Origin of the sequence: Actinomyces sp. MRS3W (assembly GCF_032465695.1) — a bacterium.
In the GTDB taxonomy this organism is placed as follows: domain Bacteria; phylum Actinomycetota; class Actinomycetes; order Actinomycetales; family Actinomycetaceae; genus Actinomyces.
The window spans coordinates 1-10309 of sequence record NZ_JAWDJJ010000044.1 but is presented as its reverse complement, the minus strand read 5'-3'; the positions used below and the strand labels follow the sequence as shown (position 1 = coordinate 10309).

Genomic DNA, 10309 nt, shown 5'->3' with positions numbered 1-10309 from the left:
CTCCCCGCCGATGCCGCGCAGGATCCGCAGACCCGCCACCGTGTCGGTGGTGATGGTGGTGACCTGCGACTGGGCCTCGCGCTGGACCGACTGGCGGCGTTGCAACGGCCGAATGATGGGCGTGATCGCCCATGCCACCAGCGGCATCCCCACCAGGATGATGATCCCCAGCCGCACCGAGGTGGTGAGCATGATGACGGCGACGACGAGGAAGGCGCAGGCTGCGCCGATGAGTTCCGGCAGCCGCTCGGCGAAGTTGGCGACGTACTGCGCGTCGGAGGCCACGATAGCGGCGACCTCGCCGGCGGAGACCTGGCGGGACAGGGCAGAGCCGGTGGTCGACACCTGCCGGCCGACGAGGCGGTCAATGTCGAAGTTGATCCGCATCCACGCGTGGATGCGGAAATAGGACAGCATGGTGTCCCCGACCGCGTACACGAGGAACAGCCCCAGCAGCGTCAAAGCGATGGCCCAGACGCGGGGGTTGAGGCCGTGCTCGATTCCGGCGTCCAGGGCCGCCCCGAGGAAGGAGGGCACAATCGCCTGAATGATGCTGGAGATGATCGCGGCCGTGGTGGCCACGGCGAGCGGCCCCAGAGCGCGCCCAAGGAGCCAGCGCAGCAGCCTCAAGGGTGAGGCGTCGGTGGGTGGCTGGGGGAGCGGATCATCTGGCCGCGGCAGGAGCCGGCGGGTGGTTGCGGGACGCAGCATGGTGACAATGAGGCTAACGGCAGGCGGTCCTGGGACACCACCGGAACGGTGTGGGAAGACCCGCGTCGAACAGGGAAATAGTCCGGGCGTCGCGCGCGGCGATGCTGGTTGAGCTGCCGGGCGCGTCCGCCATTCATCGGTCGCCGGTCACTGCCAGCCGAGCTCGTGGAGACGGGCATCGGAGATGCCGAAGTGGTGGGCGACCTCGTGAATGACGGTGATTGTCACCTGTTCGGTCAGTTCCTTGCGGGAATCGCACCAGCGTTCCAGGGGCCCCTGGAAGATGAGGATGCGGTCGGGCAGAACCAGCGACCAGCTGTCGTCGCGTTCGGTCAGTGGCACACCGTCGTACAGCCCGAGCAGGGTGGGTTGGCCGTTGGCGTCATAGTCGGATTCGGAGAGCATGTCGGGATCCGGCTCGTCCTGGACGAGCACGACCACATTGTCCATCTGGGCGGCCAGCTCCTGCGGGATGGCATCCAGCGCATCGGCAACGGCCGCCTCGAACTCGTCGGGGTCCAGATGGGTTGGGGTCATGGGAAGAGCCTGCCACGAGTTCGCAGCCGGGTCGGGCTACACCCGGAATTCGTTGCGATGACGCCGTTCGTGCGAGTGACTGGATTGCTGGTGAGCAGGCTCACTCGCAAAAGATTTGCGCCAGCCGCCCCTGGCCCCATACCGTACATCCCGGTTCGAGGCGCGACGACGCCAAGGGCACCGGGCCCCCATCGTCTAGCGGCCTAGGACCCCGCCCTTTCACGGCGGTAGCACGGGTTCGAATCCCGTTGGGGGTACGATTCACGTTAGTGATGAATATTGGCCTCGTGGCGCAGTTGGTTAGCGCGCCGCCCTGTCACGGCGGAGGTCGCGGGTTCAAGTCCCGTCGAGGTCGCGGATGCGAGTCGCTCAGTCGGAAACGGCTGAGCGATTGCGCCTCTCGGCTCTGTAGCTCAGTTGGTAGAGCGTTCGACTGAAAATCGAAAGGTCACCGGATCGACGCCGGTCGGAGCCACGGCGATAGCCCCTGGGACCCACAAGGTCCCGGGGGCTTCGCGCTGTTTACTCCGATTGTGCGCCCTCGGTGATGCGCCTATGCGCTCTGGGAGGGGCGGTGAAGCAGCGCACGCCCGGACCAACGATCGGGGATGGAGACCACACGCGCTGCGTAGACGGTCGGCGGGCGCGTGCCTCAGCAGGACTGCCGCACCACGAGGCGGGCCGGCACCAGCACCGGCTGCCCGTCCCAGGTCTCGTCCAGGATCTGCTGCAGCATCTCAATTGCGGCGCCGGCGAGGACGTCGCTGGGATTCTCAATGGAGGTCAGAGGCGGGTTTGCCGTCGCCGCCTCCGGGCTGTTGTCGCAGGACACGAGCCGGACGTCTTCGGGCACGCGTAGCCCTCGCGCCTGCCACGCCGCCATGGCCTCCAACCCCATGAGGTCCGAGGAGGAGAAAACACCATCGACTTCGCCGGACTCGATGCGCGGGGCGAGCGCTTCACCGGCGGCACGCCCGGAGTCGGCGGTGAACGCCCCCTCCAGCAAGACCGGGTCGATTCCCTCTCGGCCCATCACCTCGCGGAACCCTTGCAGGCGGTCGTGTGCGGCGACCATATCCAGAGGACCGGTGATGATCGCCGGGCGCCGCACGCCGCATGCGAGCAGACGCTCTGCGGCAATCCTGCCGGCGCTGATATTGTCCAGGTCCACCCAGGACCCGGGCGTATCCCGAGCGACCGGGCGGCCGATGAACACCACCGGGATCTGGGCGCTCATGAAGGCCTCCACCTGCCCGCTGAAGCGGTGGTGCGAGATGACGATCGCGCCGTCGACCGATCCGTTGCGCAGGTACTTCGCGGTGCGGCGCCCGTGACCTGCCCGATCAGCGAAGGCCATGACGAGCTGGATATCGACGGCGTCGAGGTCGCGTGAGATCGCCTGGACCGTCCGGGTGAGGAACGGGTCGGAGAAGATCATCTGGTCCGGCTCGGGGATGATGACGGCGATGGTGCCGGTGCGGTGCGAGACCAGGGCCCGAGCCGCCGAGTTGGGGATGTACCCGAGCGAGGCCACGGCGGCTTGCACCGCCTTCGTTTTCTTCGCGGTGACCCCGGCGTCTCCACGGACCACGCGCGAAGCGGTGGCCCTGGAGACTCCGGCGGCTCGGGCCACGTCTTCAAGCGTGGCCCTCCCGGGCATGCGCATGACAACCTCCGTGTGTTTGTTAGTCCAGCTCGAAGCCGTTGTTCCGCACGACGGCGGAGAACCAGTCGGCCGAGGCCTTGGGGGTGCGTTTAAGCGTGTCGTAGTCCACGCGCACGATGCCAAAGCGTTTGGTGTAGCCGCGGGCCCACTCGAAGTTGTCCATGAGGGACCACACCAGGTAGCCCTCCACGCGGGCGCCGTCGACGATCGCGGCATGAACGGCCACAAGATGGTCGCGGATGTAGCTCAGGCGGTCGAGGTCCTCCACGCGACCGTTGGCGTCAGGCTCGTCGCGGTAGGCGGCGCCATTCTCCGTGATGACCAGCGGAATGCCGGTCCCCTCCGGGCCTGCCGTGGAGGTGTATTCGCGGTCCAGCCTGACCAGGAGGTCGTGCAGGTCCTGGGGTTCCACCTGCCAGCCCATGTCCGTGACCGGCAGGTCCTGGGGAATGTTTCGAACGTTCTCCGAGCCGACATTCGCCGAGGGGCCCGCACCCGCATCCGGCCCGCCGAACAACAGGCCGGGTTCGGGACCGGCCACAGTCTGGCCGTTGTAGAAGTTGACCCCCAGTACGTCGATCGGCTCACTGATCGCCTCCAGGTCGCCGTCGCGCACCCAGGTGTGGATGTCCGCCCAGGTGGCCATATCCGCCACGACGTCGGGCGGGTACGCCCCGCGCACTATCGCCTCCAGGAATAGCCGGTTCTGGGTGCCATCCACCCGGCGGGCGGCGTCGCGGTCGGCGGGGCTGGCCGGGTCAGCGGCGTGGACGGGGGAGAAGTTCAGCGTGATACCGATGCGCGGGCTGCGGCCGGCGTCCGCTGCAGCTGCGCGCAGCGCCCGTACCGCCAGCCCATGGCCCAGCATGAGGTGGTGGACTGCCGCCACCGCCTGGGCCGGTTCATTGACGGCCGGCGCATGTTCGGCGCCCGCGTAGGACAGGAAGGAAGAGCACCACGGCTCATTGAGGGTGGTCCAGATGTCTACCTTGCCGCCCAGCCGGTCGTATACGGCGCGCGCGTAGTCGGCGAAGGCGACGGCGGTGGAACGGACGGTCCAACCACCCTCCTCCTGCAGGGGCTGCGGCAGATCCCAGTGATAGAGGGTGAGCCACGGTTCGATTCCGGCTTCGCGCAGCGCATCGACCAGATGCTCGTAGAAGTCCAGGCCCCGCTCGTTGAGCGTGCGCCCATCGGGCATGACTCGGGCCCAGGACACCGAGAAGCGATAGGTGGGGTAGCCCAGCTGTTTGATGAGGGCGACGTCGTCGTCGACTCGGTGGTAGTGGTCGCAGGCCACGTCAATATTCGAGGCGTCGTCGATGGCGCCGGGGCGGCGGCACAGGACATCCCAGATGGAGTCGCCCTTGCCGTCCGCGTGGGCACCGCCCTCGACCTGTGCCGCGGCTGTGGCCACGCCCCAGCGGAATCCCGGGGGGAAAGTAATTGCGGTCATCCCTTGACAGCTCCTTGCATGATGCCGGAGACCAACTGGCGACCGGCGGCGACGAACAGGATCAGCAGCGGCACGGTGGCGACGACCACGCCCGCCATAATCAGCGAGTAGTCCTTGAAGTAGGAGGCCTGCAGCAGCTGCAGGGCGACCGGCAGGGTCGGATTCTTCGCCCCCAGCACGATGAAGGGCCAAAAGAAGTTGGTCCACGAGCCAACGAAGGTGAACAGGGCCAGCATGGCCGCGGCCGGGCGGGCGGCAGGCAGGGCTACGGACCAGAAGGTGCGGAACATGGAGGCGCCGTCGACCCGCGCGGCCTCAATGAGCTCGTAGGGCAGAGCATCGCGAATGTACTGGGTCATCCAGAACACTCCGAAGGCGGAGACCATGGCCGGCACGATGACGGCGACCAGTTCGCCGGTCCACCCCAGCTTGGACATGACGATGAACAGCGGCACCACACCCAGCTGTGCGGGTACGGCCATGGTGGCGATGACGAAGGTGAGCAGACCGTCGCGCCCGCGGAAGCGGAGCTTGGAGAAGGAATAGCCGGCCAACGTGGAGAAAAAGACCACCGACAAGGACACCACACCGGAAACGATCAGGGAGTTGAAGAAGGCCCCCCACAGGTCGATGCCGGAGTTGATGACACGGGTGATGTTGTCGATGAGCTCGCCCTTGGGAATGAGCGAGGGAATGGGGTGCTTGGCGATCTCGGCGGCGTTGGAGGTAGCCAGCAGGAAGGCGAAGTACAGCGGGTAGGCGCTGATGAGGACCACGGCGATGAGGAAGATGTACCCGACCGGCCCCGGTCGGCGGTCCGGCCCGAATCCCTTGTGGTTCTGCTTGGCGCGACGGCGGGCGGCGGCGCGTGCGGCTCCCTTGCCGGCGGTCTGCTCAATCATGGCCAGCGACGGCTCGTTACGGCTCATCACAGGGCTCCTTCCGAGGTGGTACGGCGGGCGGCGGCGCGGTCCGGGACGGCGGCGCGGGCCCGCTCGGGGCGACGACGGCGCGGGGTTTTGGTCGGTGTGGTGCCGGAGGACGAAATGCGCCGGGTGAGCATGAAGCTGAGGGCGGCGAACAGCAGGATGATGAGGAAGAGGATCCAGGCAACCGCCGATGCCCGCCCGAAGCTCTTCTGCGGGCCCCAACCCAGCTGGTACAGGTACATGGTGAGCGTCAGCCACTGGTTGTCGGCCCCGCCGTTGCCCATGGTGTCGAACATGCGCGGCTCGTCGAAGATCTGCAGACCGCCGATGGTGGAGTTGATGACGACGAACATGATCGTCGAACGCAGCTGAGGGATGGTGATCGACCAGAACTGGCGCATGCGACCGGCGCCGTCAACCGTGGCGGCTTCGTAAAGCTCGTTGGGGATGGCCTGCATGGCCGCCAGGATGATGAGGGCGTTGTAGCCGGTCCAGCGGAAGTTGACCATGTTCGCAATGGCGATGTGGGACCAGAAGGCCGAGGAGTGCCAGCCGATCGCATTGACCCCGATATGGCCGAGGAGAGCATTGACCATCCCGGACTGGTCGGCAAACAACTTGGAGAAAATGATTGAGACGGCGACGGGGGCGACGACGTAGGGCAGGAGCACGCCCATGCGCCAGAAGGTCTTGGCGCGCAGGTTGGTGTTGAGGACGTAGGCGATGAGAATCGCGGCGATGATCTGCGGGACGCTGGAGAGCAGGAAGATCGAGAAGGTGTTGCGCAGAGCGATCCAGAAGGTGGGCTGCTGCACCACGGAGACGTAGTTGTCCACGCCGTTGAAGCCCTGGTCGCCGCCGATGAGGTGCCACTTGTGGAAAGAGACCCAGGCCGTGTACAGCAGCGGATACAGGCCGGTGATGGCGAAGACGATGAAGAACGGGGCGACGTACAAGTACGGGGAGAGTTTGAAATCGAGCTTGCCCAGCCGGTCGCGCCGGGACATCGGTACGCGTCGTCGTGAGGGCGTTGGTGAGGGCGCGGACGAGGACTGGCCAGTGGCCCTCGTCGGGGTTGCTATTGACGTCATTGCCAGTCCTTTCCGGGACGGAGTCGGAACACGGTCGTGGCGCGGCCCGCGGTGCCAGGCCGCGCCACGACCGTGAGGGTGCGGGAGTGGGTGCTACTCGAGTCCGAGCTGGTCGAACTCGCTGAGCGCCTTGTCCCAGGAGGAATCGGCGTCATCGGTGCCATCAACGTCCACGCGGGTGAGTGCGTCGGTGACGACGGTGGTGATGGCGAAGAAGTTCGTGCCCTTGTACGGGGAGATCTCGATCTTCTTGGACATGTCGGAGTAGATCTGGCCGATTGGGGCGTCGTTGAAGAACTCGTTGGTGTACTCCAGCAGCGCGGGGTCGTCGAGGGCCTCAACCTGGGAGGGGAAGTTGCCCTTGGTCTGGAACGCCTTGATCTGCTGCTCGGGAGCGGTGAGCCAGTCCGCCAGGGCCTTTGCCTCTTCCGGGTGCTCGCCCTGGACCGGAACGGTCAGGTAGGAGCCGCCCCAGTTGCCGCCGCCGCCGGGGAAGACCGGGGCTACGTCCCAGCCCTCGACGCCCGCGGCGTTGCCCTCAACCACGCCGAGCATCCACGGCGGGCAGAGCATGGTGGCGAAGCCGTCATTCTGGAAGGCGTTGACCCAGTCCTCGCTCCACTGGGACAGACCCGCAGACAGGCCGGCCTCGGACTGGTCGAGGATGGTGTTGTAGGTGTTGTGGATCGTGTCGTTGGACTCCAGCGGCATGACGGTGTCGTCGTCGTTCTCGAAGGGGTTCTCGATCTGGTTGAGCATGCCCTGGTAGGTGCCGGTAGCGCCGTCGTACCAGGGGATACCGGTAGCGTCGACGAACTGCTTACCGACCTCGAAGTAGTTGTCCCAGTCGCCCTCCAGGAGGGTGGCGACTTCGTCGCGGTCGGTGGGCAGTCCGGCCTTCTCGAACAGGTCGGCGCGGTAGCAGACGGCCTCGGGGCCGGCGTCGGTGCCGTAGCCGATGAGCTGACCGTCGGCCGTGGTGGCGGGGGCGGTCTTGAAGTCCGGCCAGCGTCCTTCGACCGAGTCGGAGGACAGGTCGACGAACTGGTCGGAGTACTGCATGAGCTCGGGCAGCCAGTCCATCTCGATGGCTTCGACGTCGGCCAGGCCCGAGCCTGCGGCGAGGCGAGTGTTCATGTTGTCGCGGGCCTCGTTGGAGGTGGCCGCCTTCTTCTCAACCACCTTGATGTTGGGGTTGAGCTCCATGTACTCGTCGAGGAGGTTGTCGTAACCGAACTCGTTGAACGTGGCGATGGTGAGGGTGATCTGGCCGTCCGCGTCCGTGCTGGAGGACTCGGAGCCTCCTGAGCCGCAGCCGGCGAGGGCTAGCGCGCCGACGGCGAGGACGCTGAGGCCGGCCATGGCCTGCTTCTTGAACACGATGACTCCTTTGTTGTGGGATACACGGCGCGACAGTGCACCGCAGTGTTCGGTTGAGAGCGCTCTCCGTATGGCCAACGTTCGATGAGAGCGCTCTCAAGGGGTGTGTTAATCATGGCACATTCTCGCCGCCGCGTCTACCCGCTTGGCCCTGCGCATGCGCCACCCTGATCGGCAACGGGCGCCGGGCTGCTGCTGCGCACGCGTTCTGGAGGGCTGCGGGTATCGGATACCTGCAGCCCTCCAGAACGCGTGCGGCGGTGATGTGCGGAGCCTCTCCGAGTTCGTGCGACCTGGCCGGGCGCCGGCCGGGTGGATCTTGATGTGCCGCGTGCTGCTCGGGCGGGGAGTTCGCTCGCGGTGATCGGGCTGACGCCGGAGTGCGGCCCCAGCGGTGGCGGTGAGTTGCTCCGGTGTGCGCGGGGACTGTCAGCGGGAGCGCCAGGAGCGCCAGCCGGCCTCGCCGGCGGCGATGGCTGCGAAGAGGACGGCTGCGATCGGCCAGATCATCCAGGTGATGCCCCATTCGGAGGAGACGAAGGAGGATGCCAAGAAGATGACCACGCAGATGGTCCAGTAGGGGCCGGCGATAGCCTCGGTGAACGGCATGTCCTTGGGGTTCTGCCAGGTGGGCGGGGCATCGGCGGGGCGACCCTTGTCGGTGATGGTCTCATGTGTCATGGCGGCCCAAGCGGCCGGCAGGTAAATCTTGAGTCCGGCCGCAACCATGATGAGGCTGAGGACCAGCCCCAGCAATGAGGCGTTGTCGAGGTCTGAATTCTCGAACAAGAAGGCGGCACTCAGCAGGGGGATCGGAGAAACGATCCACAGCCCGACGGCGATCGCCAGGGCCCGGCTGCGGGCTGGCTCATGCTCCAAACGCAGTCGCGCGGCCCAGGCGGATACGAGCGGATCGCGGGTGAACTGTCCTTCAATGAGGTGGGTCAGGCCAGTGAAGGCTCGGTGGCGACGGATGAGCAGGGCTACGGCCGCTGCCACCATGATCAAGGTGATCGGAATGCCGATAGCTGTGGCCTGGTCCTCGCTCAATTGGGTGATCCCCGCATGGTTGTCGGGACGTGACAGGCCGAGAGCTAGGAACAACGGCACTGCCGCGAGCACGCACAGGGCCACTCCGTTGCCGAGCATGGTGGCGGTGTTGCGCCGAGCTTCGGCGAGGGCCTGCGCCTGCGGCAGTGTGACGGTGGGGTACTCCGTCGGCCCTGTGCCGGAGGCGGCCTCGGCATCGGCGGCGGAGTCGGTGCTGCCCTGCGCGCCGGCGCTGCGGATATCCGGCAGGATCCCGAGTACGGGTGCCAGTTCCTCCAGATTGCCGAAGTCGGTGATCACCGATCCGACCGCCTCGTTGTGCGACTTCCCGGAGGCGACGGCGTCCGCGTAGGCGTCCTCCATCATGGCCTGCAATTCGCACTTGGCCTCCAGCAGGCGCGCGGTAGCGGGGTAGGGGGCGAACATGGCTTCGAGGAAGGTGTTGATGGTGTCCATCGGGGTAGCTCCTTGGGCTGCGGGACGGTTCTGCTTGGGTGGGTTCGGGAGCGCTGCTTGTCGTGGAGTTGAAGGCTTGTGGTTGGGAGGCCCGTCTTGTTCAGGTCCCTTCAAGGTTTTCTCGGCCTTGAGCGCGTTGGGCGAAGCGGTCGATAAGGGTTTTGGTGTCCTCCCACTCGGTGAGCTTGTCCGCCAGGTGGCCGGTGCCGGCGTCGGTGAGGCGGTAGTAGGTGCGGGGCTTGCCCGACTCGCTGGTGTCTGCGAAGGAGGCGACCAGCCCCGCCGACTCCAGGCGCTTGAGGGCGGAGTACAGCGTGGTCTGCTTGATTGTGTACTGCCCGTCGGCCACCTCGGTGATCGTCTTGGCGAGCTCGTAGGCGTATGAGGGGTGGTCGCTCAAGAGAGTGAGCACGATGAGGTCGATGTAGCCGCGAATAGCGTCGGCGCTGATCATGAGCGCTCCTCCCGGGGCGGTGGTGATGACGGCGGTGGTGGACCGTCGCCGCGAAGGTGTGTACGCCTAACGTACTACGACAGACATAGTATGTCTAGCGTATTAACGAGTGTTGCCTCTCTGTCCTCTCTGGCCGACAGGCGCTGCCTCCCTCGACCGCACACGCGCCGCCTCCTATGGTGGGAGCCATGAGCGCAACGCCGCCGATTCCCGGATTCCTCCCCTCCTACCCGCCGCTTGACGACCCCGCCACCCTGCGCCTGATCTGGCCGCAGTGGCAGGGCGCCGGCTATGACAACGCGGGCTTGCTCGTCCCGGAACTGCCCGTCCAGATCGCCCGCCGCGGCTACGTCGCCGGCGCCCGCGCCCTGGCGGCCGTGCTCCCGGCCGCCGTCGGCCCCACCGAGAACGTCCCCGTGGAACTCACCGAACTCGCCGGCCCCGACGGTCCGGAGGGCTCCACCGGCGGAATCGAGTCGCGCAGCGCCGTCTTGGCCGGCATCGACGCCGCCCTGCGGGCCATCGACTCCCACCCCGAGACCGAACGCATCCTCACCATCGGCGGGGACTGTGCGGTCT

The 10309-nt window shown here is 66.6% G+C and carries 9 protein-coding genes, 3 tRNA genes and 1 pseudogene; 4 read left to right on the top strand and 9 right to left on the bottom strand.

Features of this window, described 5'->3' with window-relative positions; genetic code table 11:
• Window positions 1–711: ABC transporter transmembrane domain-containing protein (locus RWX45_RS01280; RefSeq protein WP_316021981.1), on the bottom strand; the 711-nt coding region annotated here is incomplete at its 3' end.
• Between the two features lie 147 nt (window positions 712–858).
• Entirely contained in the window at window positions 859–1248 is a 390-nt protein-coding gene (locus RWX45_RS01275; protein ID WP_316021980.1) for a metallopeptidase family protein, read from the bottom strand.
• Window positions 1249–1432: 184 nt separating this feature from the next.
• Here RWX45_RS01275 and RWX45_RS01270 point away from each other — a divergent pair.
• The 3 genes from RWX45_RS01270 (at window position 1433) to RWX45_RS01260 (ending at window position 1723) form a co-directional block, all read left to right on the top strand.
• Window positions 1433–1505, top strand: a tRNA-Glu gene (locus RWX45_RS01270).
• A 24-nt stretch (window positions 1506–1529) separates the two neighbouring features.
• A tRNA-Asp gene (locus RWX45_RS01265) sits at window positions 1530–1603 on the top strand.
• Window positions 1604–1650: 47 nt separating this feature from the next.
• Window positions 1651–1723 (top strand) — tRNA-Phe (locus RWX45_RS01260).
• Between the two features lie 177 nt (window positions 1724–1900).
• On the opposite strand, the gene RWX45_RS01255 is transcribed toward RWX45_RS01260, so the two are convergent.
• The 7 genes from RWX45_RS01255 to RWX45_RS01225 form a co-directional block, all read right to left on the bottom strand.
• Complete coding sequence (locus RWX45_RS01255) at window positions 1901–2914, bottom strand: LacI family DNA-binding transcriptional regulator (RefSeq protein ID WP_316021979.1); 1014 nt, start codon at window positions 2912–2914, stop codon at window positions 1901–1903.
• Between the two features lie 19 nt (window positions 2915–2933).
• Window positions 2934–4370, bottom strand: a complete 1437-nt coding sequence (locus RWX45_RS01250; protein WP_316021978.1) for a GH1 family beta-glucosidase — start codon at window positions 4368–4370, stop codon at window positions 2934–2936.
• On the bottom strand, window positions 4367–5299 hold the full coding sequence (locus RWX45_RS01245; RefSeq protein ID WP_316021977.1) for a carbohydrate ABC transporter permease: 933 nt from the start codon (window positions 5297–5299) through the stop codon (window positions 4367–4369). The genes RWX45_RS01250 and RWX45_RS01245 overlap by 4 nt, the downstream gene beginning before the upstream one ends.
• Window positions 5299–6306, bottom strand: coding sequence for a sugar ABC transporter permease (locus RWX45_RS01240; protein WP_316021976.1), 1008 nt, complete (start codon window positions 6304–6306; stop codon window positions 5299–5301). The genes RWX45_RS01245 and RWX45_RS01240 overlap by 1 nt, the downstream gene beginning before the upstream one ends.
• 177 nt (window positions 6307–6483) lie before the next feature.
• Window positions 6484–7770, bottom strand: coding sequence for an ABC transporter substrate-binding protein (locus tag RWX45_RS01235; RefSeq protein WP_316021975.1), 1287 nt, complete (start codon window positions 7768–7770; stop codon window positions 6484–6486).
• A 429-nt stretch (window positions 7771–8199) separates the two neighbouring features.
• The gene (locus RWX45_RS01230) at window positions 8200–9276 is read right to left on the bottom strand and encodes a permease prefix domain 1-containing protein (RefSeq protein WP_316021974.1); all 1077 of its coding nucleotides are present in this window, start codon (window positions 9274–9276) and stop codon (window positions 8200–8202) included.
• Window positions 9277–9376: 100 nt separating this feature from the next.
• A complete protein-coding gene (locus RWX45_RS01225; protein WP_316021973.1) occupies window positions 9377–9730 on the bottom strand; it encodes a PadR family transcriptional regulator in 354 nt (117 codons plus the stop codon).
• 188 nt (window positions 9731–9918) lie between these two features.
• On the opposite strand from RWX45_RS01225, the pseudogene RWX45_RS01220 reads away from it, so the two are divergent.
• A pseudogene (locus RWX45_RS01220) lies at window positions 9919–10309 on the top strand (hypothetical protein); the annotation flags it as partial.